At 46.5% G+C, this 23,727-nt stretch carries 21 protein-coding genes and 1 pseudogene; 7 read left to right on the top strand and 15 right to left on the bottom strand.

What is annotated here, in order from left to right; translation table 11 throughout:
* Positions 1–421: 421 nt before the first annotated feature.
* Complete coding sequence (locus tag E6W40_RS12000) at positions 422–1,339, bottom strand: alpha/beta hydrolase (protein ID WP_136605670.1); 918 nt, start codon at positions 1,337–1,339, stop codon at positions 422–424.
* Positions 1,340–2,035: 696 nt separating this feature from the next.
* Complete coding sequence (locus tag E6W40_RS11995; RefSeq protein WP_136605669.1) at positions 2,036–3,160, bottom strand: MFS transporter; 1,125 nt, start codon at positions 3,158–3,160, stop codon at positions 2,036–2,038.
* Positions 3,161–3,841: 681 nt separating this feature from the next.
* Between E6W40_RS11995 and E6W40_RS29465 the strand changes: the two genes are divergently transcribed.
* Positions 3,842–3,982 (top strand): hypothetical protein, encoded by a 141-nt coding sequence (locus E6W40_RS29465; protein WP_168928898.1) that lies wholly within the window; start codon positions 3,842–3,844, stop codon positions 3,980–3,982.
* A gap of 151 nt (positions 3,983–4,133) precedes the next feature.
* Positions 4,134–4,313 (top strand): helix-turn-helix domain-containing protein, encoded by a 180-nt coding sequence (locus E6W40_RS30475; RefSeq protein WP_136606960.1) that lies wholly within the window; start codon positions 4,134–4,136, stop codon positions 4,311–4,313.
* Positions 4,314–4,451: 138 nt separating this feature from the next.
* Here the strand turns inward: E6W40_RS30475 and E6W40_RS11985 are convergent, their stop codons facing one another.
* Both E6W40_RS11985 and E6W40_RS11980 read right to left on the bottom strand, forming a co-directional pair.
* Complete coding sequence (locus E6W40_RS11985) at positions 4,452–5,495, bottom strand: aldo/keto reductase (protein WP_136605668.1); 1,044 nt, start codon at positions 5,493–5,495, stop codon at positions 4,452–4,454.
* Between the two features lie 13 nt (positions 5,496–5,508).
* A pseudogene (locus E6W40_RS11980) lies at positions 5,509–5,706 on the bottom strand (DinB family protein); the annotation flags it as partial.
* 326 nt (positions 5,707–6,032) lie between these two features.
* Between E6W40_RS11980 and E6W40_RS11975 the strand changes: the two are divergent.
* From E6W40_RS11975 to E6W40_RS29740, 4 genes are all read left to right on the top strand, one after another.
* The gene (locus E6W40_RS11975; protein WP_136605667.1) at positions 6,033–6,632 is read left to right on the top strand and encodes a TetR/AcrR family transcriptional regulator; all 600 of its coding nucleotides are present in this window, start codon (positions 6,033–6,035) and stop codon (positions 6,630–6,632) included.
* 890 nt (positions 6,633–7,522) lie between these two features.
* Positions 7,523–8,716 carry a transposase gene (locus tag E6W40_RS11970; protein WP_136606927.1) on the top strand — a complete coding sequence of 398 codons (1,194 nt, stop codon included), beginning with the start codon at positions 7,523–7,525 and terminating at the stop codon, positions 8,714–8,716.
* 153 nt (positions 8,717–8,869) lie between these two features.
* A complete protein-coding gene (locus tag E6W40_RS29745; RefSeq protein ID WP_211147001.1) occupies positions 8,870–9,157 on the top strand; it encodes an NAD(P)H-binding protein in 288 nt (95 codons plus the stop codon).
* Complete coding sequence (locus tag E6W40_RS29740; protein ID WP_211147000.1) at positions 9,099–9,521, top strand: SDR family oxidoreductase; 423 nt, start codon at positions 9,099–9,101, stop codon at positions 9,519–9,521. Before E6W40_RS29745 ends, E6W40_RS29740 begins: the two co-directional genes overlap by 59 nt.
* A gap of 47 nt (positions 9,522–9,568) precedes the next feature.
* Here the strand turns inward: E6W40_RS29740 and E6W40_RS30470 are convergent, their stop codons facing one another.
* From E6W40_RS30470 to E6W40_RS11910, 11 genes are all read right to left on the bottom strand, one after another.
* A complete protein-coding gene (locus E6W40_RS30470) occupies positions 9,569–9,730 on the bottom strand; it encodes a MarR family transcriptional regulator (protein WP_136605666.1) in 162 nt (53 codons plus the stop codon).
* Between the two features lie 252 nt (positions 9,731–9,982).
* On the bottom strand, positions 9,983–10,990 hold the full coding sequence (locus tag E6W40_RS11955) for an SGNH/GDSL hydrolase family protein (protein WP_136605665.1): 1,008 nt from the start codon (positions 10,988–10,990) through the stop codon (positions 9,983–9,985).
* Positions 10,987–12,366, bottom strand: a complete 1,380-nt coding sequence (locus tag E6W40_RS11950; RefSeq protein ID WP_136605664.1) for an FAD-dependent oxidoreductase — start codon at positions 12,364–12,366, stop codon at positions 10,987–10,989. Before E6W40_RS11950 ends, E6W40_RS11955 begins: the two co-directional genes overlap by 4 nt.
* Before the next feature lie 155 nt (positions 12,367–12,521).
* Positions 12,522–13,532, bottom strand: a complete 1,011-nt coding sequence (locus E6W40_RS11945) for a glycoside hydrolase family 130 protein (protein ID WP_136605663.1) — start codon at positions 13,530–13,532, stop codon at positions 12,522–12,524.
* A gap of 32 nt (positions 13,533–13,564) precedes the next feature.
* Positions 13,565–14,467: a carbohydrate ABC transporter permease gene (locus E6W40_RS11940; protein WP_136605662.1), complete on the bottom strand. Its 903-nt coding sequence runs from the start codon at positions 14,465–14,467 to the stop codon at positions 13,565–13,567.
* A 99-nt stretch (positions 14,468–14,566) separates the two neighbouring features.
* Entirely contained in the window at positions 14,567–15,466 is a 900-nt protein-coding gene (locus E6W40_RS11935) for a carbohydrate ABC transporter permease (protein WP_136605661.1), read from the bottom strand.
* Positions 15,467–15,537: 71 nt separating this feature from the next.
* Positions 15,538–16,941 (bottom strand): ABC transporter substrate-binding protein, encoded by a 1,404-nt coding sequence (locus E6W40_RS11930; RefSeq protein WP_136605660.1) that lies wholly within the window; start codon positions 16,939–16,941, stop codon positions 15,538–15,540.
* Positions 16,942–17,078: 137 nt separating this feature from the next.
* The gene (locus E6W40_RS11925) at positions 17,079–18,713 is read right to left on the bottom strand and encodes a response regulator (protein ID WP_136605659.1); all 1,635 of its coding nucleotides are present in this window, start codon (positions 18,711–18,713) and stop codon (positions 17,079–17,081) included.
* Positions 18,710–20,455: a sensor histidine kinase gene (locus E6W40_RS11920; RefSeq protein ID WP_136605658.1), complete on the bottom strand. Its 1,746-nt coding sequence runs from the start codon at positions 20,453–20,455 to the stop codon at positions 18,710–18,712. The genes E6W40_RS11925 and E6W40_RS11920 overlap by 4 nt, the downstream gene beginning before the upstream one ends.
* Before the next feature lie 144 nt (positions 20,456–20,599).
* The gene (locus tag E6W40_RS11915) at positions 20,600–20,944 is read right to left on the bottom strand and encodes a hypothetical protein (protein WP_136605657.1); all 345 of its coding nucleotides are present in this window, start codon (positions 20,942–20,944) and stop codon (positions 20,600–20,602) included.
* A gap of 1,344 nt (positions 20,945–22,288) precedes the next feature.
* The gene (locus E6W40_RS11910; RefSeq protein WP_136605656.1) at positions 22,289–23,044 is read right to left on the bottom strand and encodes an SDR family NAD(P)-dependent oxidoreductase; all 756 of its coding nucleotides are present in this window, start codon (positions 23,042–23,044) and stop codon (positions 22,289–22,291) included.
* 230 nt (positions 23,045–23,274) lie between these two features.
* Between E6W40_RS11910 and E6W40_RS11905 the strand changes: the two genes are divergently transcribed.
* Entirely contained in the window at positions 23,275–23,658 is a 384-nt protein-coding gene (locus E6W40_RS11905) for a MerR family transcriptional regulator (protein ID WP_136605655.1), read from the top strand.
* Positions 23,659–23,727 lie beyond the last annotated feature (69 nt).

Here is a 23,727-nt window from a genome sequence, read left to right as displayed (position 1 = left end):
TGGGACAAAAACTTGTACCGATAAAACAAAAAGCCGCTAAAATAGCGACTTTCAATGGGTCTATGTTCTTGTCCCTCGACACCTATTTTAATGACACAAATGTGACCCCATTACCCTCCGTTTCCCTCATTGTACGTCAATTAAAAGAAACAAAAACAACTCGGGTATTCTGCATCGCCATAGGTTAGTGCCAATCTCCTTCAAAATATGAAAAACTTAGGTCAGCGTGCTTCCGCTGCGTGAACCTATTTGAAGTTCTATTGCCTGTCGGAATTATGCATTTGTTATGAAATACTTGCTTCTTTTCTTTTTACGACTACATTTTCTATGAAATATCAAAAATACAAATATCAATAGGATACAAGAGAAAATGCCGATAAACATTGACGCCTCAGATTAAACACCCTCATTTTGAGTTTACTTAATTAAAATTCTTTTTAACAAAGTCAATGAGCTTGGACTTTAATGCATCGCCGTGCTCCCCCTTATGGTACATATCTGTTCCATGATAACCACTCTCATCCACAATTAGCTCTTTATCAGTTGCTCCGGATGCTTGATATAATTTGCGCACTTCTTTTTCAATTGAGCCTCCATAATCACCAGGTGAAAAAACAAACAGGGATGGCACTTTAATCTTTTTGACGCTTGGAATTGCATCATGGGGCCCACATTGTGCAGGAGAAGAAAGTATGATCAGCCCCTCAATAGGCAACTCTTGACGAACGCCTGCAATGATTGCTGTACTACCACCGCATGATGCTCCTGCCAAAAATACTTTCTTTGCACCCAATCGTTTGAGTTCGCTTAAGGCTGCATCGGCATCACGATCTATATTCTGATTATCCTCTTGAATTTTCTGTGAGGCACCATGATTACGATATTCAGGAATAACGACTAGATATCCACTGTCGGCCAGTTCAGTTCCCATGTCAAGAAAAGAGCAAATGTTATAGCCTTGCTCGTGTGCAAGCAGGACTCCTTTGTCTCCGCTGCCAAGCACAAGTGCTGACAGATACACCCCATCACTGGTTGTCAATGTAGTTGCTTTATCGCGTAGCTCGCCTGGAACACAACTATTCACAAGATGCCCGCTAGAAGACTTCACTGTACGATCCGGCCAGGCAGGATCATACTTAACCGGTGGGATCGTTGGTATGTTCGACACTTTGGGTGCTTCATTCCCGGTCTCGGTTGTGGGGGATGTATTTTGAGGTAGATTAGTTGAAGAATGATTTTCATTTGACGATACAGGCATTTTTGCGGAGCATCCTGTAATGATTACTAACAAAACGAGCAAGACAAGTACCATTTTTGTTTCTTTAAAAGATATAATCATAGATTTTCCATGACCTCCAACTTTCACTGAATTTATAACAGAGTGTTCCATTATCACTTTGAATTAAAGTTATGAACATCTTTTCATTTGACGAATAAATCGATTGAAGATGAGCATCTTCGTAGAGCGAACGCTGTTAAAAGCGTTACTACTGAAACCAAAACGATTGAAAAATATTTTTTTCTTCATTTTTTGTACCTCCGTGTACTTCACTTTTTCTTCTCCAAAACAATACAAAAATCAAATTTTTAGTTTCATATATTTAATATAGTCCAGAGATATCATCATTTATTGAACAAATTGTCAACAAATTGTCTCCGAGTTTCAATCTGTTAGATATTTATCTAATCGGTAATCTGGCCATGTTCTTGTCTTTTACGGCAATCGGTACAAGTTCTTGTCCTTAGCTCGGGACAAGAACTTGTACCGATAAAATAAAAAAGCCGCTACAATAGCGACTTTCAATGGGACTAGGTTCTTGTCCCTTGACAATTATTTATAAAAGAAGAGGGGCAAATTTTCTATAGTGAAAAGCAGTCGTTCACTCTGGCTGGCTGACGTCATGTCTTTATTGATGCTATCGTCTCCCGTTAGTTGAAAGCTTTAGCTCCTCTGTACTATCTTTCCACTCGACTGTAACATTGATTATTTCGTCTTTCTGCGCAACGGCACCATTGTAGATTCTAAAACGAGATATCATTTTGTTTTGAGTTTAAATACTAAAGTTACATAGCCAATGATAGAAGACCCAATAAAAAGAGTATAATATCCTGACAAATCAGCTATTACCCCTGACAATATAGCCCCTACTGCTTGGCCGAGTGCAAGTATTAAGAACGGTACACCTAACCCGAATGATGGATTAGTCTTAAATACGGAAATCCCCCATACTAATAAGACTCCTGTCATGAAAATATAAGAGCTTCCAAAAAGAACTGGTGAAAGGAACCATATTATATTGTTATCTGGGTAAATCCCTAGAATTAGGGACGAAGTTGAAAGTACTAATATAGAAATCCTGTACGCACTCATTAAACCAAACTTATCTATAAATGCACCGGAAGTTCCTCCTAGTAAACCTGCTAGTCCAATAATCACCCAAAACCACTCTCCTAGAGATGTGGGAACATTATCTAAATTTAGTATAAAATCTTTAGAGAATGTCCAGTAGGCAGAGCAGGATATTCCTATAAGTAAAGAGGCAATAATTAGTTGAATAGAGTGCCTCCATTCCTTTTTAGAGAAGCCAACTATCGCCTTCTTTTCTGAAACCTGCTGCTTTGGAAGTACTTTATAATTAATAAAGAGAACAAAAATAACAATGACCATAAATATCAAATATGTTTCTCTCCAACTATTTGTCATAAGGATAGCAATTGCCCCGGTAAAAGCTGTTCCAATACTTGTACCGGAATTAATCCATGAATTAGCCTGATTTTGTAACCTTGTTTCTACGTTAGTGCTAACAATATTAGCGTATGGTGGGGATGATAGTCCTGTACTTAGCCCTGCCAGGAATATACCTGAACCAAGTACTACCGAATTAGGAGAAATAGAGATTATACCCAAACCAATAATAGATGATAATCCAGCGGCCATAAGAATAGATTTTGGAGTGAACTTATTAGAAAACGCCATTGCAAATATGATTGCTATACAATAAGCAATGTATGATAAAGACGAGATTAACCCACTAGTGGATTGATCCATATTCAATGTACCGTTAATATATGGGAGCATTAAACCATAACTAAACCGGGATAAACCATAAGTCACGGCAATCATTGGCAAACCTACTGCTGTTATTTGTTTTGTATTCATAAAATTCACACCTTCTTTATATAACGTTCATTATAAAAATATTGGAGACAATCTTAAATTTTCTAGACACTATTCTCTCTTTATATTTTATAAAGTATCATCATTTGGAAATCTGAATACTTTTCTCTAAATCCATTGCAGTATCTAAATATTCTTGTGTGTAAAATAATACGAAATGTAGAAAGAAGCCCTAGACCTCACCCCTTTTAGATTTTAGTGGGGTTCACAGTTACTGGATCTAGACCATTAATATATACATCAGACTGGCGATTCTAGGTTCATACGGCCCGAAGATCATCAATCTTTTATCCGCTTTAGATATACTAAACTAAAGCTTCCATTCCAAAACTCGCTGTTCAACGCATTCGTGGCAATAATAACTTCATTTAGATAAACACAAATCGGCAATAGTACCATGTTCTTCTCTTTTTCGGCAATGGGATCAAGTTCTTGTCCACCGAGTTGTAAAAAGGCAAAATAATAATTTACGACTTTGCTTGCCCCAATTTATATGGTCAAATTGGATTTATGGCTCCAGGCACCTACGTAAAGGGAGACTATAATGACGAGTTACGTGCAGCGGTATGTAACCCAATGCCTGGATCATTCTTAGTACCGACACGTTTATAAGTGGTTATGCGAATGGATGGAACATAGCGCTTATTAAGGGAGGAAATGAAAGTGAAGAAAAAGAAAGTGATAGCAATTGCAGCTATTCCTCTGAGTGTAGCAATCATGGGTGGATCCATCATGTTGTTTTCCCATGACTCTGTCGTTAGTTCACAAAGTCAAGTTCTTAGTGCCGCGGAAAATGCAACTTAAATAAACCTGGAATATATCAAGGTGACTACGTATGGTGTCGATCCCTGAACATAATGAAAAACGACAACTTCTAGGCAAGCTTTTCAAAGGCTCTACCGGACAATCCTTTAGCGAATTCCTTGATCATACGCGGCTGGAGAAAGCCAAGTAACTGCTAGTTACTACCAATGAAACGGCAGCCAAAATCAACGAATCCGTCGGAATATACAACATCACGTACTTCTCGACCTTATTCAAGAAAAAGTATGGGATCTCTCCTTCGGCCTACCGAGAACAAGTTTCTATGAGTCTAAACGAGAACAGATCGGATTCTAATGCCGATGACTCTTAAATGAGCACTACCTGACTGGGAAAATTGGGAAGGCAATTTAGGCGTGTTTAATGTGGGTCACCAGCAATCCTCGTAAGTGTCAGATAGTCCACATCTTAAATCAAGATGAGGACTATCCCATTGGAGATTTATTCTTCTTTAATACCCGCCAACGAATGCGTGTCGCCTGCGCCGTTCATCACTCATCCACTCAGGAGTCCAGGTTTGCTCTTTGTCATCGATGCGTTTGCCTGGCGGAACAATGACGTCAATCGCATCCAATATATCCGTGCCGAGTCTCAGTTCTGCACCGGAGATATAGGATTTTAATTGCTCTAAAGTGCGTGGTCCCCATAGCGTTGATGTGACGGATGGATGACTTTGGGTAAAAGCGATTGCCATATCCGCCAGTCGAATCCCCGCTTCATTTGCAAGCTTGTGCAGCTTTTCAATGATGTTAAACTTATATTCATTATCAGCCAGCTCAGGATCCAGCGTATCTGCATATCCTTTTAATGTGGCAGCGCGTGAATCGCTTTGCGCAGCCTGGCCGGCCTTGTATTTACCCGTTAGTAAGCCGCCGGATAAGGGACTGTACACAAATAAAGAGAGGTCATATTGTTTAGCGACTTCAGCAAGTTCAAACTCCATTCGTCGATTGATCATAGAATAAGGTGTTTGCTCACTTACAAAACGCTGAATATGATATCGATCACTAATGGCTTGTGCTTGAACCATTTGCCAACCCAGGTGATTTGAAGTGCCGATATGATGAATCTTCCCTTCTCTCACCAGATCATTCAACGTTAATAGAATCTCCTCATAAGCAACAGATTCAAAAGGAAGATGAAGCTGGTAAAGATCTATATAGTCGGTTTGCAAACGTAAAAGACTTTGTTCAACAGCCGTTCGAATCCAGCGGCGAGATGCACCACTTTGATTTATTTCATCTGTCGCCTCTGCCCCAAATTTAGTAGCTAATATGACATTTTGACGTCTGTTCTTAATCGCTTTTCCGATAGTGCGTTCTGATTCCCCTTTTCCGTATCTGTTAGATGTGTCGATCAGATTGATGCCAAAGTCCAATGCCTCATCAATCATTTTTATGCTCTCTTCTTCGCTTGCCCTTGATCCAAAACTGGATCCGCCTAATGCAAACGTGCTGACTTTGGTACCCGTCTTTCCAAGATATCTATATTCCATGATCGTTCTCCTCTCATGTGGATTTAATTTTCATGTCCCCTGGTTCCTTATACCAAAATAATGAATAATCATTCTTGATAGATGCGTATCCCAATTGACGAAGCATCGTAGATATATTGCCCCTATGATAGGTGCCATGATTGACGATTTGAAACACAATCTCAGATAATCGTGTCTTTCGAATTCCGTTGGAAGGATCGTCAAGTATAATGCCATGCGTGATATTTAAACATTTGTGCTGGATGGTTCATTCGTGACTCCTTCCTTCTGTACAGAGAAAGCATTATGAATACCCGATGGAGTTACACCTGACGCGCTTAATCTTGTGCCCGTTCCTTCAAGTCAGCGAGATTTCATGTGGTTCTCCTTTAATTTTCTCATCCCGAAAATGAACTCGTGTTGATTAAGGCTGTAAAGCCAATTATAATGAAGCATACTGAGGAGATCAATGAATATAAAAGGCCAAGTGTTGATTAGTAGATATACCATCAAAAGTGTTGATTAATAGATCCAACATTCATGCAAGGAGGTAAACAAATGATCGAAAATAGTATCGATAGGAGAGTAATCCGGAGTCGTACATTAATGGAGAGCGCATTGTTGTCTATTTTAGATAGAGAAGGTATTAAAGGGCTGACCGTTAAGAACCTTTGTGAAAAAGCCGGAATAAATAGAGGCACCTTTTATTTACATTATACAGATATCTTTCATCTGATCGAAGAAACGTCGTTTGTTAAAGGATTATTAACGGCATTCGAGCCCATCCATATTCAAGACTTGATGCAACATCCTGATCAACAAGGAGCTTATCCCCCTATCACCGAAGCCTTTCAATACATGCAAAAGCATGCTAGCTTTTTTAAAGCACTGTTCCATTCGGAAGCTCCAGCAGAATTAAGAGAACGGCTTCAGTATTTAGTAGGCACTCGCTTGTATGAAAACTTGAAACAAGATCAATCATCTATGACCAATGAAAGCCGCTTATTTACTGACTATGCCATTGCTTATTTAGGGAATGCCCAATTTGGAATTATCCAACAATGGTTTACAACGGATCAGGCAATTCCTCCGGAAGATATTGCGAGGATGCTGACCGTGTATATACGTAATACACCATGTCTTGATCACAAAGCTTAACATATTTGACATTAACTCAAGAATTACTATTGAATTTTCAGGTATCTGCTGTTTTAGAAATTTCTTCTGGGTCGGAGCTTTAAAAACCCCCTCACTCTTCTTCTTACTCCGTAAATTGCTTAACCTCAGCCTTTTCATACTGATTTCACATCACTTCAGCACGGGTAAGAAGTACCCACTGATTAACTTCATCGTATCCAGAAATTTCGGCGATCACACGATAGCCTTCAGCAAGAGTTTCAGATTTCAGAGCGGAAGTGTCCGTTATTCATACGGACTGAGGTTCCTATACGTTTATCAAGGTACCTTGTGGAAAAAAGCTTCGATATACCCTTCCACTCGAGTCCCGAGAAGGAACAGTCATTGGGTCCGATACTAGTATTCCTTACCGTGTTGAAGCTGCTTATGGCAGTGTTCCTCGAATTCCGCCTAACTCATTTCCTTGTAATAGGATTCCTGCACATATAGTGGATACTCTGCCATCATGAAATGATAGAGATCATGCTTACGATTTGATGTGGTACTCGGTGCTTGCCGACATGCATAACTTGGCTTTCAACATTATGTCTTCCATAATACACTCCATCTCGTTGGTGGAAATGCCGGTTTGATTAGCGGGGCGATGGTACGGATGGCATTCAGCCACGATCCGGTATGCCTTGCGGATAGCCTTAATGTTTATGCTTGTTTTTTAAAATGACAATCGTTTAAAGATAGAGTAATTGAACCGTTATTTAGTTGGTTAGAACCTCGTTTTTTACTTGAGTGTTTTGCATAAACTTGATCCCTTGATACACAAGGATTTCTAAGCATAAAAAAGGGACTTCACCCCAACTTGGAGAAGTTTTTCGGTGACCAAACCAAAAACCCCAAGAACGGAGGAAGTCACCTTGTATATTCTACAAGAAAGTCTATTTTCCTTTGAAGATATGCTAAAAATGAATTCAAAAGATCGATTGCCAATCTTCTTTGGCGTCTTGGATCTTCGTCCTTACGCCAAACAACTGAGAAGTTGTTCACCCCGAGGTGCTGATGGTCATTGTAGAGAAGGGATTTTACGTGCACTCTTAGCCGCACCACTTGAGCATATTCAAACTTTTACGGGCTTGCATCATCGTTTGGATACCGATCTTCGATTTCGCTATCAGTGTGGACTTCCGCTAGATCGCGAAGTCCCTTCCATCTCGACGTTAAGCCGAGTCTTCAGCGAGCTGACTAAGAAAAACCTGGCTAAGCAACTCTTCGAAGATCTGGTCAAACGCTGTCAGCAAGACGGCATTATTGATGGCAGCCACGTTGCAATCGATAGCGCCGCCATCCATGCTTTCGAAAAGAAGCAGCCCAAACGAAAAAGCGAGCAGACCGGCAATGCGAATTGGGGTGCGAAATTTGACTCCTTCGGAAACAAGGTGACTTGGTTCGGTTACAAGCTCCATTTGGCTGTGGATACAAAAAGCGAATTGCCGCTCGCACTGGAAGTCACGCCAGCGCATGTCAATGACGGGGAAATGGCACCGGGTTTGATTGAAAAGGCGGCTGTCAAAACAAAGGCGCGATTCTTTATGCTCGATGCGGGCTACGACCAAATGAAAGTTTACGAAGCCGCTCGAAACGTGAAGGCGCAAGCCATTATTCCCCTCAACCCCCGAGGAGAGAAAGAACCTCCTGCTGGGATGACATCAAACGGAACGCCTTGTTGCTCGATGGGATTCGCGATGACTTATTGGGGTGCTGACGGTGATTACTTGAAGTTCCGATGTCCTCACGCCACGGGTAAAGTTGATTGCCCGTTAGGAATGTCCGCCTGTTCGCCTTCCAACTATGGCATGGTCGTCAAAGTAGATGCAAAGGACGATCTTCGGCGATCTAGCAGCCCGCATCGGGATACCAAACGCTGGAAGGAGCTTTACAACGAACGTACCAGCGTGGAACGATGCAACTCCAGAATGAAAACCTATCTTACTGCAGATGACATGCATGTCTGGGGCATTCAGAAAGTAACGACTCACCAGTATCTGAATGCCATCGTCCTGCTTGTATCCGCTCTTTCTGCTACCACTAGAAAGAACCAAAACGCAGCTTAAAAATTTGCAAACGCTGAAATTCTGCAGGTCTGCCCATTTTTAGAATTGAGCCACTACAATTCCCCGGATGCAATTAGATTTTGCTGCCTTTCTAACAAAAACGGAATTATGCAAAATGCTCACTTAATAGATAGAAACGAAAGGAGCATTAAAATGAATGTATTTATTATTGGGATTACGGGCAACATCGGCGGTCTGCTAGCGCAAAGACTCATTTCCAAGGGAGATTCCGTACACGGGCTCGTGCGCCGGAATGAACAGCAGGCAGACCTCGCTGAGAGAGGAGTTAATACGGCAGTGGGAGACTTCGCTAATATGACCGTGGATATGCTAGCGGACGTCTTTGGCAACGTTGACGCCATCGTGTTCAGCGCAGGGTCCAATGGAGGCAAGATGGAAGTTACAAAGTCGATCGATGGCGATGGTCACGAAAGCGATTGAGGCGGCTCAGCGAGCACAAATCAACCGTTTCGCGCTTGTGTCAGTACTCCCAGAGTCTTGGCGGGAGCGTAACCTAGGTGACGAAGTCGAGTATCATTTTACTGTGAAGAAAAAAGCAGACATCGTACTTAGTCGCAGCGATCTAGATTGGTTGATTCTTCGTCCGTCACTGCTTGTCGACAATCCTGGAACAGGTCTCGTATCGCTCGGGCCAGCCGAGTTTCACGACCAGATAGCTTACGCCGATGTCGCCGAAACTCTCGCCGAGCTGCTCCACGAACCTCGCATCAGCCAACAGATTCTGGAACTCAATACCGGGTCTACTCCAATCCGAGATGCCATCAACGCTAACATCCGTCGGTAATAGACGCTGTCGTGTGCCCAGGATCCCAATAGAGATGCTCAGGGCAATTAGATTCTCATAACCCGGCCATCATGGTGATCGGGAGAATTCCGGATGAAGCCGGCCTTCCGCATTCGCTGTAACAAACCAGACAGCACCGAGTGCTCGATTAAGAGCGTTCCTAGAATATCGATCTGAGATAACCCTTTATGATTCCATAATAAGATCATCAACGAAACGCCAATTGCGTAATAGTAACTCTATGCTGTTTCATTTGCGTATCCAAAACCAAACCCATTTAATTCGTGTAGTTCAATGGTTCGCAGCAACTAGACTATTAAGATTCGATCTCCTTTTAATCCGACACTAAACCTCCGTGCCGAAGCACGGAGGTTTAGTTGATTTAATGGATTATTTGAAGTTGATCTACATCTTAATGAAGGCATTATCTCCAGGAATATCTCAAATATTGCGAAAACTCGTCACTCTGCAAATTTATTCCCTACCCGGAACGCACATTCATGAAGTTTGCGGAAACGCCGGCCCAGCAACTCATACCCTTCGGCTCCCGGGTGCAGGCCGTCCGTCAGAAAAGATTCATCCTCCGGACCGAGCCAATTCAGGCCATCCTGATAGTACAGCCGGTGATCGCCCCGTTCCCTGAGCAGTTCTACGGTCTCGCGGATGCCTTCACGCATCATGGGCAGGGTGAAGCCCAGCGAATTGAGCTCCGTTTCGCGGACAGTGCCATAAATCGGTGAAATGATAAGCATCGGAGTCTCCTTGTGCTTGTCGCGGATCGTCTCCACCAGCCCGATCAGCAGTGGCTTGAACATGCGAGGGCTTAAGGTACCTGCGCCATAGATGTTCACACCCGCACATATGGAGATGAAATCGGCCGGCAAGTCACGAATCAGCCGCCCAATCATAGGTTCCATGTGGCAGTTGCCGGAGAAGCCAAGATTGGTCAAGCTGAAGCCGCAGGCTTCGGCGGCAATGGCTGGCCAAGCGCGAGAGGGGCTAGAAGCTGCGACGCACTGGGTAATGGAGCTGCCATAAGTAATCCAGCGTGGCCGGGTATCCGGCAGTGGGACTGCGACAGCCTCATCGTCAATCCGCAGACCGGTGATGGTCATTCCTATATTTTGCGGAAGCCAGATCTCCAGATCCTTGGTATCGCTCGAAAATCTGCCGAACATGGCTTCCGTTGTACCAGCAAGCAGTCTGAGCGACTGAAGCAATTCTCCTCCCGCCACGAAATCCATATCGGCGGTCTCTGCTAACGGTGCAAAGGATACGGCCACTTCTGAGGAATCCGTGCGCATCCGCAAGCGAATGCCTGCACATATTTCGCCTTTCCCTTCGATCCCCTCAGGTGGATATAATTCATAATCCTTGTAAGGAATACGCCAAGGCTTGATTCCATCCTCCCGCTGCTCGAGTGATACGGCACCGTGAAACCACTTATCTGTTAAGGAAAGCTGTTTCACTGCGAATTCTCCCCTTTGTGTTTCTCAGCCGGCATGAAATCCTCTCCCAGCCATACATCCTGCTCCAGCAGCCGCCGCTGAAGCTCAGTAACGGAAATACCCCGCGAGCTGGTGCCGACTTCCAGTGCCAATGCAGCCGCCGTCCCCGCGGCTTGACCCATGGAGAAGCAGTTGGGCATCACCCGAAGGGAGCCTTGGACCGCACGATCCGAGGATACGGAGCGTCCGGCGACCCAAAGGTTGTCGATGCCGACCGGCAGCAGAATCCGATACGGTACGCCATGTGAAACTCCCGGCGGCAAGTGGTTAAAGGTCATTTCGCTTTTGCTGTTGGCGAGATGAATGTCGATGTAATAAGCGTTGCGGGCAATGTCATCCGGGAAGGAGCGTGCAGCAATAAAATCATCGACTGTCAGGATATAGTCCCCTGAGATGCGCCGCGTCTCTCGGATGCCGAGCTGCTCCCCGCTTGCCACCATATGGGCGTGTTCAAAGCCCGGCACATAGCGGCGGAAGAACTGCAGCTGGCGTTCCGCCATACGGCGTCCTTCAATGGCTCCCCGCGTCAAATCCTCGGCAAGGGTACCGTCCACGCCGAATACATGACCGAAGTTGACACCTACCAGGTAGTCGCTGACCCAAGCAAGGCCGGAGATCGACTTGCGGCCCTCCGGCAGCGCACCGTCCTCGATCGCTCGTTCAACCGTCTTGTGCAGTTGGCCCGTATCCCCGCTCTCCTCCAGGAATCGTCTGAACTTCAGACGGTCCACGTTCGCTAGCAGATAGCACATGCTGCCGGGCTGAAGCTCACCCGCTTCCCCGCCCTTCTGAAAAGGAACTCCCGCCAGCGCAGCAATATCCCCGTCTCCCGAGCAATCGATAATATACCTGCAGGAGATGAAAGAACGTCCCGTCTTGTTGACGACAACGACACCTTTCACCGTCCGGCGGTCCTCGGACAGTATGACATCATAAACAAAGGTGTGATACAGCGGCGTAACGCCGCTTTCCAGGATGGCATCGTCATAGACCCGTTTGAGCACCTCGGGATCGATGGGCACCCAATCCAGCATTTGTTGATATTCCTCGCGGTATCCGGGGTTGCACGCTTGTTTCATCCGCTCCATCAGCTCTAGGCCGAGGCCGCGGATAATGGGCTTCCGCTTGTCTGTAAAGGGACAGAAGGCCGGGACGAGCGCAACGGTACCCATCCCGCCAAGAAACCCCCTCTGCTCCACCAACATGGTTTTCGCTCCACCTTTTGCTGCGGCAAGGGCCGCGGCGACGCCGGAAGCACCTCCCCCGATGACCAGCACATCCACCTCGCGGGAAACCGGAATGCTGGCGGATGGCAAAGTAATATGTCCGTATTCCATAGAAACCTCCTCTGAATATATATAAGCTGGCTTTTATCTTTGGATTGCTATCACTGCCAGTGGTTAAACAGAACATCCAAACATCACAGCGGCCGAAAGTCCAACCATTCCCCGCAGTGATGACCATAACCAAGATATTAAGTTTCACATTCAGCTTACTTGACCGCTCTTTCCAGACAAAGGCGAAGCAGATCCTCCACATGCGCTGTAGCCAGGCATTCTACGGTATCGGCGGCGCCATAGTAGATTTTGACTTCGCCGGAATCCTCCAGAATCATGCCGCCTGGAAAAATAACATCATTGCGAAAGCCCCCGCTGATTTCATAAGGCGCCTCCGGTACAAACAGCGGTGACTCTGCCCTGCCGATGATCCGGCTGGGATCGGCCAGATCCAAAAGCATAATGCCGGCGGTATAGCGTTTCTTCCAGCTGTCCTCCCAGCCGTTCTTACCGCGGCTGGGATCGAGGTCTACGGCATGGAATAAGGTCAGCCAGCCTTTGTCGGTTTTGATGGGCGGAGCGCCGGGGCCTACCTTGTCATTGGCATAAGCCACATCTTCAACCGTAAGCAGGAGCTTGGAATTGCCCCAGTACTTCAGGTCAGGTGAGTCGCTCATCCACATGTCAAAACGGTCTTTTCCGTTCCGGCTGTATACGGGCATCGGACGTTCCAGCCGCATATATTTGCCCCTGATCTTCTCCGGAAATAATACCATGTTGCGGTTGTCCGGCAGCGAAAGGCTCAGCACCTCGAAGGAACTGAAATCCTCGGTTACAGCTATGCCGCCGCGCAGTCCATGCTTCGTATCGACTGCAAAGCATATATAGCATTGTTCGCCGATCACTGTCAGACGCGGATCATACACACGGATGACCTCTTCATCATGCCAGGACCAGCATGGCTGCGGCTGTACCTCCCACGTTATTCCGTCATCGCTGAAGGCCAGCCCGAGATTGGTTGTATGATGAGGGGCAACCTTACCCTGACGTACATCGCCGTAGTCATTGCGGAAAACCATCACATATCTGCCTTTAAATTTGGCGACCCCGGCATTAAAGACCATCGCAGGACCGTAGGGCACATCGCCCGGCGACAGAATCGGATTCCCTGAATGCCGGGTAATCACCGGGCTGGAAAACAATGATCCGATTATAAAATCACTCATATGCATAATGCTCCTTGTATATGGAATTGGATTCAACCTTTGACTGAACCCGCTGTCACTTGGATAAACGTTTTGTTCGCTACAATATAAGCGAGCAGCATCGGCAGGATGGACATGCACGCACCCGCCATCATCAAATGAATCTGCATGGCCGCCGAAGATCCGTAGCGAAGATTCGCCAGCCCGACGGTGAGCGTCTGCAGCTGCGGATTGGTCATCGTGAACACCAATGGCAGAATGTACTCATTCCACGCATGGCGGAAGGCGAACAGCCCGGCAACGCCCAGCCCTGGTGTCAAGAGCGGCAAAATAATGCGGAAGAAGGTACGGATGAATCCCGAGCCGTCCACCATTGCCGCTTCATCAAGTTCGCGTGGTATGGCCTTGAAGAAGCCCTGCAGCATAAAAAACGTGCTGGAATGCGCGCTGATCAGAATCAGGATGACACCCCACAAAGTGGTATTCAGGTGCAGCGCCACCATCAGATCAAATTGCGGGCGCAGCACAATGGCGCCGACGGATATGAACATCATCGATGCCTGTACCGCCACGTACAGGGATTTTCCGGGGAAATCGCGCCGGTCCACCACATAGGCCGCCATGGAAGCGACCAGAAGCGTGCCTGCTGTAACCATGATGCTGACAAAGGCGCTGTTCCAGGTATAGCGGGCGAAATTGGCCTGCTTCCAGGCTTCCCCATAGTTCCCGAATTGCAGCTTGGCCGGCAGCAGGCTGCCGCCGGTCATCATTTCGGCACCAGTCTTGAGAGAACCGGATAATGTCATCATCAGAGGGAACAAGGTCAGAATCGCCGTTGCCAATAAAAACAGCCACATGAGCGTACGGCCTACTATTCTACCTGCACGGCCGGAAACAGGACGAGCTCTGCTTTTTCTGTTCCTGCCCGACTGTTGGGATAATGCTTGTTCGTTCATTGCTGGACCTCCTCTATGCCTGCAGCCATTGACTATAAACCGGGCTGCGGCATTGTTGTCAAATCTTAGAGACATTCGCAAATTCTGCGCTACGCGATTCTAATATACTTTGTTCATTTTACGGCTCAAGAAGAAATACAAACCTGTGATCGCTCCGACGATCACAGCGCTTGCGAAACCTACGGCACTGCCGTATCCAATCTGCTGCGCTACAGGAGATCCTGTGGATACTGGGAATAGCAGTTTGTACAGATAGAGGTACATGACCTCGGTTTTGCCGATCGGCCCGCCTTCCGTAATGACCATGATGCTCTCATAGCCTTTCAGGGAAGCGATAATCGCCAGCATCATGACCATCTGGGCAACCGGGGCCAGCATCGGAAGCGTGATGTGCAAGAACCGCCTTCCGGCGTTCGCACCGTCGATGGCTGCGCTCTCGTACAAATCCTGCGGAATGCTCTGCAGTCCGGCAAGGAACAGAAGCATATAGTTGCCGACCGCGCCCCATACCGCCACCAGAATGACCGTAAGCATCGCATGCTTTGGCCCAAGCCAGTCGATCGGTTGCGAAACCAGATGCAGCTTCATCAAAAGTGAGTTAACCATCCCGTTATAGGAATTGAAGATGGTATAAAAAACGACGGATATAACCGCGGTGCTAATGACCGTCGGCATAAAATAGATCCCCCGCAGCAGTTTTCCGCCCCGCAGTTTACCATTCAGGATGACCGCCAGCAGCAGGGACAAGGGAAGCGTCAGCAGCAGCTTGCCTCCTGCAAAGACAAAGGTATTCCCGACCGATTCCCAGAACAGGCCATCGCGCATCAGCCGGCTGAAATTGTCCAGGCCAACGAATAAGGCCTCTCCATACCCGGCATAATCATAGAACATATAGCGCAGCATCCAAAGCAAGGGATAGATGCCAAGGGCTGCTGTCAGAATGATGCTGGGAAGGAGAAACAGAGAATTCTCCCCCAGTCGTTTCCATTTAAAGCTCATGATTCGTTCCTCCTTCGGGGAAAGAAAAGGGGCATCCGCGAAATCTTGCGCGGCAGCCCCATCCTTGCCTGTTACTTATCCTGCGGTTTGCTTGAATCAAAACCAGGATTCGGCGTTACGGTAATCTCGCCTTTTTCCACTGCCTTGGACAATGCGGCGTTGTATCTGGCGTTCAAATCTGCCGTGATCGTCTTCGAATCTCCACCAGCGATCATATATTTGAAGAAAGCGTCTGCATAATTGGAACCTTCCGGGGTAACGTTTGGCGAAGCGGGCCAGAGCGAATCGTGTTCTCCGACCAGAAAGCCCTCCATGCCGCCTATCTCCGGATTTTTGGCCTGCTCCAAAATGCTTGGCACAATGGCAATCCCGAAGCCTTTTTCATGATAGGTCTTCAAAACGTCATCGCCGTACATATACTGCATGAATTTCCATGCCGCTTCCTGGTGCATCGATTTGGCGCTGATGCCGAGCCAGGTTCCGGCGGACACGATTTCAGAAGTTCCCTTGATCTGTCCATCCAGTGTTGGGGCCAGGGTGCCTGCCCATTTGATGTCCGTCGGGAATTGGTCCTTGTACACGCCCGGCTCCGTAGAGAAGGAGAGGTACATGCCGATTTTGCCTGCTGCAAATTGCGCTCGCAGCGGGTCGATGTCCAGCGTTTCCGCGCCGGGAAGGATGCTTCCGTCTTTATGCATCTGTTTGAAATATTCGATGACCTGCGAGTAAGGCGCGAAATCGAATTGGCCAGTTTTCATGTCAAAGCCAAGTCCCTGATAGCCGCTCAACGAGAGAATCTCCCGGATGGAACGGTCAAATGCCTGCTTCGGATTTTTGAAGTTCAGTGCAAAGCCGTAGATGCCTTCGGACTTGCCGACTTCGGTGATTTTCTTGGCATCGTCCACCATTTCCTGCAACGATACCGGAGGATTCTCGATGCCTGCTTTGGCGAAAATATCCTTATTGTAGACTAGGCGCATGGTGAGTCCGGTGTTGGCCAAAGAGTACACTTTGCCTTCAAAACGGTTGACATTGTCGATCAGCAGGCTGCCGAATTTCGTCTTCATGTCATTGGTTAGGTAACCGTCGATCGGGGTCAGATAGCCTTTTTTGACAAACTCGGACGTATTGGCACTCTTCAGACGCAGCACATCCGGCGCCTGGTTGCTGGAGAACGCGATATCGACGCTTTGTGTGTAGTTCTCGGACATCACGGTTAATTCCACCTGGATATTGTCGCCGTTCGTGTCATTGAACTTGTTGATCAGTTCCTTGATATACTCCTGATCATGACGGTCGTCGGTCCAATATTTAAGCTGTACCGGCTGGCCCTTATCGGCAGAAGGAGCTGCCACGCTGCCATCAGACTTACCATTCGTCGTGCTGCTTTTGTCACTGCTGTCGTTTCCGCCGCAGCCTGCGATTCCGGCGGCCAACATGAGGCTCAAGCTTAGACCTAACCATTTTTTTCGCATACATTCTTCCCCTTTTATTTTCTTTTGTATTATGAGCTCGTTTTTTATTGTAGACCTCCGTGCTGAGAAAAGGAGTGAGGCAAATTCACTCTCCAGGGATAGAAATCTATGGTCTGTGTGGCACGCCCATACTCGTCTTACGCCTCCGGCCGCTCCGGGTGATATCCTGCTCTGAACTCCGACGGTGTCTGGCCTGTGATCTTCTTGAACATCTCGCTGAAATATCTGCGTTCCTCATAGCCTACGGCCGCAGCCACCTCCTGCACCTGCGCTCCCTCCACCAACAGCAGCTTCGCTTTCTGAATGCGCTCTGAGGTCGTATACTGGGTGACTGTCATCCCTGTCACTTTCTTGAACAGGCTCGAAAAGTAGCTGGCGCTGAGATGAACATGGGCGGCGCATTCGCCGACGGTGATATCCTGGGACAAGCGGCCCTTGATATAGTCAATGGCTTCATAAATTACCCGCTGTCCTTCGGATAAACTGTTACGGCGTACCAATTCGGCTCCTTCTGAACATAAAGCACGCAGCTGTCGCTGCAGAGAGGCCAGCGACAGCCCCGCTTTCCCTTGCACCATCCTGAATTTTTGGATCAACGGCTGAATGTCCGGATACGGAACCATCTCGTAAAAGGTGCGAATGGCTGAAGCGGCCAGCTCATCGTACAAACTGAGGAGATAATCCGGGTTTTGCCGGGAGATCAGACTCCGCAGCGTTTCCGATATCGCGGTCAGAATGGCGTCCGTCCGGCCGACATTTCCGGAACGGAGAGCTAGCAGCAGCTCATCCTTGTACTCCAGAGCCAGCGGCTCCTGGCTTCCGCTCTGGTAAATATCGTCGTAGTTAATAGCCGCATTGCCTTCGGTGAACAGGTGATGGGTGAGCGCGCGCTGAGCCTGACGGTAGGAATCCGGCAGCTCGCTGATCTCCTCCACTCTGCCGCCGACCCCGACCGAAACCGTAAACTTGGTATACCGGTCAATATTACGGCAGCACAGCTCGGCTATTTCGATCGGACTAAAGGGACCGGATCCGCCTATATCGTTCAGTACGACCAGGTACCTGTCGCGACTGGCGCGAAAAACCACGCTGCGCGCATAGTCGGCCAGTGACTCCTGCATGATATTCAGCAACGAGAAGCGGATCAGCTCCATCTCCCGAATGGACTGCTCGGCTACCTGCTCCTGAAAACGATCGATTTCAATCAACATTACCACGAAGCCGTGAGGCTTCAGCTCGATATTCAGAAAATCCCACCGCTTCGAAGCCTCTTCCCATGAAGTGCGATGACTTACGAGCAGCGTAAAGTATTCCTGCCGCAGTATCGGCATGCTCGCGCGCAGCTTATTCTCCATGTCCCTTAGACTTAAGCGTTTGGATCTCTCTTCCATAATTTCAGTCTTTGCTCGCAACACCGTCGACATGATGTCTTCCTCAGAAAAAGGCTTTACGACAAAATCGAACGCACCCAGCTGCACAGCCTGCTGCGCATATTCAAAATCGGCATATCCGCTGATCAAAATGACCTTGCAGCTGCGGTTTTCTTCCAGAACCGCACGCAGCATGCTCAGCCCGTCCATTCTAGGCATCCGTATATCGGTAATGACCAGATCAGGCCTTAGTCCATTGATCAGCTTAAGTCCCTCTTCCCCATTGCTCGACGCGCCAGAGACCCGAATTCCCTGTTCATCCCAGTTCATCGCCGTCAGGCCATCCACCACGCTTTTGATATCGTCGATAATGCAGAGACTGACCGGCTCATGTTTGCTCATTCCGAATGCTCCCCTTTCTTAGGTAAAGAAATCCGAATTTCCGTTCCGCCTCCCGGCGAACTATCCACTTGAAATTCGGCACTGCCGCTGTAATATAGCTGGAGCCGCCGAATCAGATTGGAGACAGCATACCCCTTCTCCGATTCCTGCCTAAAAAGCCCGTGCACCTGCTCTTCGTTCATGCCGATGCCGTTATCGTGTACGACAATCGTCCAGCGTTCCCCGTCTCCGGCAATTTCGATCTCGATCAGGCCGCCGTTCTCCAGGTCACGGAAACCATGCAGTATGCTGTTCTCCACCAGCGGCTGCAGAATGATGCGCGGAATCGCAAGCGAGGTCAGCTCCTGATCACGGACAAGGAAATCATAAGAGAACAATCCTTCATAACAGCTTGACTGCAAATCCAAGTATTGGCGCACATGCTCTAATTCTTTCGATAATGTCGTAATTTCCTGCCCGTTATTCAGTCCGAGCTGGAACAGCCGTGAGAGCGACATGACCATTTTTTGCGAAGCCCCGACCTGTTTCAAATTCAGTTTCCAGTAAATCGTGTTCAGGGTATTATACAGAAAATGCGGGTCCATCTGAGCCGATAGTGCCTTGATCTCAGCGGACCGCTTATGCGTCTGTGCTTCCGTGACCTCCTCAATCAACACTACAATCTGCTCCAGCATCCGGTTGAAACGGAAGCCTACCTGTGCCAATTCATCTCCGCTGCCACTCTCAAAGCGAGCAGTCAAATCATTGTTCTCCACCCGCTTCATCACCTTCAGCAGCCCTTGCAGCGGCTTTAGCAGATAGCGCGTAAACGCGCCGGAAATCAGCGTTGTTACGGTAAAAGCCCCCAGTGCAATCCCGGCGATCAGCCATTTTACATAAACCATGTCCTTCAGCACGACGGCCTGAGACTGGATGGTGGTCATCGTCCAATCCGCAATGCCAAGCTGAGCATAATTGAGCAAATAGGATTTGCCGTTCAGTTCAAAGGATTGGCTGCCTTCCGGGCGGTTCATCATATCCCTCAGATACCCCGAGTTCGCCGCCTGCTGGACCAACGGCTCCTTCATAGGATAGACCGACTCACCTTCGGTGTTCAGCAAAAAGCTTGACGCCCCTGTCCCTGTGTCTCCCTGCACCAGCTTGCGGAAGCCGTCCTCACGGATATTTACGACAATATAGACATCTCTGACCGGGATGTCAAAGATCGGCTCCAGAATCAGCGAGATGACACGGTCCCTACCGGAGAAGAGCATATCCTCGTGACCCTCCACCCAAATGTTCTTCTTCTCCTGTTCAATCCGGTCATACAGAAAGGTATCTTCGAACGCTATAAGCCGGTTACGGTTCAAGGAAGAAGGATAGAACTCGCCAATCGGTGTAGTCACATAGATGGACTGTATCAGCGGCTCGGCAATCCGAGCCTGCGAGAAAACGTTGTCAAGATCGTTCAAATGCGTGTAATAACCGCTGGCGTCTCCTGTGGCGGCATCCTTCAGCATGTCGTGAAAAGGCTGGCTTATCATGAACGTCATCATGATAAGCATCAGCTTATTCAGCTTTTCATCTACGATCTGCGAGGACCTGACCACTGTATCCTGCGTGAGTTTCAGCGCGTTCTTTTCCAGGGTAGCAGCCGAAATATAATAAGACAGGCCGCCGGTCATCAGCACGGAGAGCAGGATGACGGCTAAAAATGCGATTTTGAGTTTGTTGCGAAACGATTGTCTGTGAAGGTACCCCACGTCTCTCACGCCTTCCGTTAAAAATTTCTATCCATCGATTATGTCATTGCAAACCCCGATTCGACAATGCAAAAAACAAAGCTGTCCCGTTCAGCCAAATTCATGGCATGTAGGAGCAGCTCCTTCGTATGATCCCTATAAAATTTACGTTGTCTGGACCAAAACATCACCAACAACTGCACCTGCGGAGGTGGTCCGTAATCCTATTTTCCCTGCTGTCAGTTCCGTTAGGGGATTGGTCCATTTCACTTTTAATTGTCCATCCATATAACATTGTATCGTGTTTCCTTGGATGGCATTATTCAGCGTATAGCACTCCTTCTCCTTAGCTGCAAAAGATGTGCTGGATACGAGAGTCATGACGATGTCCACGGTCTTGTACAACTCCAGCTTGTGATTCGATGAATTGGTGCGATACATATAATAATGGTTTGCATCCTTCAACCTGATGACCATTCCTGCGTTTGCATTGGTGATGGGCATACGCATAATAATCCGTCCATAAACCACAGCTATTAGCGGAAATCAGGGACGTGGTCGTCTGGTTCCCGCGACGGCTTGGAATTGGCAAAGAGGATGCCATTTACATTACTATTAGCGGTCGCATTCAAGTCGTTCAGGTTTGTGGCAAGCTTGCCTCCAACATAAACATCAGCAAATATCACACCATTAGCCATCCTGGCTCTCATTGATGTCAGATAACGTCATTCTCGATTTTGTATAGATCCTGGAATCCCTTGAGATTCTTGATGGTCACGTTGTTGGAGCGAACAACCATGGTTCCCATTGTATCTTTTTACTGTCATGATGGATTATAGTTCCTACCCAAGAAGTATGGAGTGGGGCAAGCCTATTTTTCAGGGATACATTTTAACTGTTCTTCATAGCACTTGGACTTGTGCTTATAAAATAATAAGCTCCTAAAATAACAGCATTAAATGGGACCATGGGGGAATGGGACGAAATTCATCATTTAAATGCAAGTAAGGCAACCGATTGGCTGCCGCTGCTGATTTAACAATAAAAAGGAAAGATTAGAGAAAGAAGCTAAAGTCTTGTTTAACCTAATCGTGGAGGGCCCTTGTTTAATTGGAAAGAGGGCGATTCAATGAAAGCAATTTGGAGGAAAGAATGGATACATGACTATGAAACTCCCTGGTCAATATTTGAAAAAATGTCTTTAGCTAAGGACGTGAATAGGGACGATATTCTTGTAATTCTTGATAATGATCACGTCAAGATCTAGTATCCGTGGCATCTTTATAAATGTCATTTTTATTACATATGGACATTACGAACCAGTACCTAATTGTGCCGGTTTTATTTTTTTATTAACGTTAACTACGTTAACGTAACGACGGCAGCCGAACATTTTCGCCGGTTGCTGTGTTTATTTTTTAGCCAATGTTTCCCGTTAGTTTAACATTGATCAAATCGTTTATTTCATTTCCTTTTTTAGAAGGCTCTTGACAAAATAAAAAATTATCCTATTAGCAACATAGTAGTAAACTCCCAGCCTGTTTTAGCTTTCGAGAATAAATTGATTATTGACTAAACCAACAACTCTAAAGTAAAAAATAGACCAATATTTCATTTTTTTAATACCTAATAACCCGTGTTTACCTTTTTCGTCGTGTCATTTGTCCCATAACAATATGAACATTTTCATGTATTATGGTACTTAATGAGGGTTTAATTGGCATGACCTCAACGTTTAGATATGCATCTAATCGGTAATCGGACTATGTTTTTGTCCATTCCGGCAATCGGTACAAGTTCTTGTCCTGATTGCCAAAATGGACAAGAACTTTGTCTTTGCTGCTGTTATTAAGATTAGATGTTCTGACCACCCGAGACTTCGATTCTTTGCGCATTAACCCAGCGATTATCGGATCCAAGTAGGTTGGCGACTACAGGACCAATGTCCTCGGGTACGCCAACTCGACCAAGGGCAGTCATCGAGGCAAACGTGTCATTGTAAGCAGGTATGTCACGTACAGAACCTCCTAGAAAATCGGTTTCGATTGCTCCAGGTGCAATGGTATTAGCGGTAATACCTCGGTGACCAAGTTCTTTGGCCAAATAGATGGTTAGAATTTCGACCGCGCCTTTTGCGGCAGAATAGGCGGAGAATCCAGGAAAAGAAACGCGAGTGAGTCCCGATGAGAAGTTCACAATTCGACCACCATCTGCAAGAAGTGGCAGAAGTGCCTGAGTCAAGAAAAATACGCCTTTGACATGCACATTGAACAGGCCATCGAACTGAGCTTCTGTAGTTTCGGCATAGTCTATCATTTCTCCGTGGCCGGCATTATTCACCAAATGATTGAAAGTGGCACTATCCCAAGTAGACCGCAGGGTCGAACGAACTGTATCAACAAAGGCCGTAAAGCTAGCAATATTTTCAACATCAAGTTGTAATGCCACTGCTTTACGACCCAGAGATTCGATCTCAGCAACAACAGACTTTGCTTCTTCTGCTTGGCTACGATAGGTCAAGATGACATCATCGCCATGACGCGCAATACTGATGGCAGTATTGCGACCAAGTCCACGGCTACCACCTGTGACGATTGAGATATTTTTCATTGTAACTTCATCCTTCCAGAGCTCATTTTTAATTACATTGTTATCATAGATTATAAAGTTCACTTTAAGTCAAGACTTTTTCTTTGAAAAAAAAGTGTATAATTAAACAGTGAAATATTGATTTAATTATCTCTTTCTCTTCTTTTATAGCGTAAATTTGGATTTTTTAATTAGATATGCCATAAAAATCAATTAAAGTTCACTTTAATAGGAGGCGATGAGTTTTATTTATGTTGACTATAAGGAAAGTTACTGAATTGACAGGAATAGCGGCTCCCACACTTCGATATTACGAAAAGGAGGGGCTACTTCCACATGTGAAGAGAAATGAAAATGGGAAGCGGTTATATGACGAAGATGATTTAAGCTGGATTCACTTTGTTACTGCGCTTAGAGCAACAGGAATGCCGATTGCTCAAATTCAGAAGTATGTATACTTGTATAAAGAAGGGGATTCGACGATTTCGGAACGAAAAATGATGATGCTCCATCATAAAAAAGAAATTGAGAAAAGCATAAGGGAACTATATTTTAACTTGGATAAAATAAACTATAAACTTGCTCTATATGATGTAATAGAATCTCAGATAGAACGAACTAACATCAAAATTTGATTATGCCCAAATACAAAGTAGCTAAATTAGTCTGAGCCGGCTGTGTTGAGTCAGCCCCTACGTTAGTAA

This window comes from Paenibacillus dokdonensis (assembly GCF_004916975.1).
In the GTDB taxonomy this organism is placed as follows: domain Bacteria; phylum Bacillota; class Bacilli; order Paenibacillales; family Paenibacillaceae; genus Paenibacillus_AQ; species Paenibacillus_AQ dokdonensis.
This window is presented reverse-complemented; position numbering and strand designations above follow the sequence as displayed.

What these genes read in the sequence shown, in the direction of transcription:
- E6W40_RS11935 (WP_136605661.1), bottom strand. Translation starts at nt 15,466, where the DNA reads ATGAGCTTTAAATGGAAACGACTGGGGGAGAATTCTCTGTTTCTCCTT.
- E6W40_RS11995 (WP_136605669.1), bottom strand. Translation starts at nt 3,160, where the DNA reads ATGAATACAAAACAAATAACAGCAGTAGGTTTGCCAATGATTGCCGTG.
- E6W40_RS12000 (WP_136605670.1), bottom strand. Translation starts at nt 1,339, where the DNA reads ATGATTATATCTTTTAAAGAAACAAAAATGGTACTTGTCTTGCTCGTT.
- E6W40_RS11910 (WP_136605656.1), bottom strand. Translation starts at nt 23,044, where the DNA reads ATGAAAAATATCTCAATCGTCACAGGTGGTAGCCGTGGACTTGGTCGC.
- E6W40_RS11985 (WP_136605668.1), bottom strand. Translation starts at nt 5,495, where the DNA reads ATGGAATATAGATATCTTGGAAAGACGGGTACCAAAGTCAGCACGTTT.
- E6W40_RS11940 (WP_136605662.1), bottom strand. Translation starts at nt 14,467, where the DNA reads ATGAACGAACAAGCATTATCCCAACAGTCGGGCAGGAACAGAAAAAGC.
- E6W40_RS11905 (WP_136605655.1), top strand. Translation starts at nt 23,275, where the DNA reads ATGTTGACTATAAGGAAAGTTACTGAATTGACAGGAATAGCGGCTCCC.
- E6W40_RS11975 (WP_136605667.1), top strand. Translation starts at nt 6,033, where the DNA reads ATGATCGAAAATAGTATCGATAGGAGAGTAATCCGGAGTCGTACATTA.
- E6W40_RS11915 (WP_136605657.1), bottom strand. Translation starts at nt 20,944, where the DNA reads ATGCGTATGCCCATCACCAATGCAAACGCAGGAATGGTCATCAGGTTG.
- E6W40_RS29740 (WP_211147000.1), top strand. Translation starts at nt 9,099, where the DNA reads ATGGAGGCAAGATGGAAGTTACAAAGTCGATCGATGGCGATGGTCACG.
- E6W40_RS11925 (WP_136605659.1), bottom strand. Translation starts at nt 18,713, where the DNA reads ATGAGCAAACATGAGCCGGTCAGTCTCTGCATTATCGACGATATCAAA.
- E6W40_RS30470 (WP_136605666.1), bottom strand. Translation starts at nt 9,730, where the DNA reads ATGATCTTATTATGGAATCATAAAGGGTTATCTCAGATCGATATTCTA.
- E6W40_RS11945 (WP_136605663.1), bottom strand. Translation starts at nt 13,532, where the DNA reads ATGAGTGATTTTATAATCGGATCATTGTTTTCCAGCCCGGTGATTACC.
- E6W40_RS11930 (WP_136605660.1), bottom strand. Translation starts at nt 16,941, where the DNA reads ATGCGAAAAAAATGGTTAGGTCTAAGCTTGAGCCTCATGTTGGCCGCC.
- E6W40_RS11950 (WP_136605664.1), bottom strand. Translation starts at nt 12,366, where the DNA reads ATGGAATACGGACATATTACTTTGCCATCCGCCAGCATTCCGGTTTCC.
- E6W40_RS29745 (WP_211147001.1), top strand. Translation starts at nt 8,870, where the DNA reads ATGAATGTATTTATTATTGGGATTACGGGCAACATCGGCGGTCTGCTA.